The sequence below is a fragment of the Belnapia sp. AC561 genome, assembly GCF_979252845.1.
Genome location: NZ_CEEDBP010000226.1, coordinates 1 through 273, shown reverse-complemented (window position 1 = coordinate 273; position 273 = coordinate 1). Strand labels below are relative to the sequence as shown.

The following is a 273-nucleotide window of genomic DNA, read 5'->3' as shown; positions in this document are numbered from 1 at the left end:
ACAGAAACGCCCGCCGATGCGGTTAAGTTCAGTTCGCTTTTTATTGCGTCTTTGATAGACTGCGCAATATCAATGGCCGAACCAATGCCCAGCTTATCTTCGGTAACGTCCAGATAGGCTTCATCTAAAGAAAGTGGTTCTATGATATCAGTATATCTGCTAAAAATTTCTCTGATTGATTTTGAAACAGAGCTGTAGGCATCAAATCTTGGATATACAAATATCGCTGTAGGGCAGAGTTGATAAGCTTTACTGCAAGACATTGCGGAACGG

Annotated in this window: 1 protein-coding gene; it reads right to left on the bottom strand. The window is 41.8% G+C overall.

What is annotated here, in order from left to right; genetic code table 11:
• A partial coding sequence (locus AC0IW9_RS30860) for a Y-family DNA polymerase (protein WP_471652115.1) occupies positions 1–273 on the bottom strand: 273 nt, incomplete at both ends.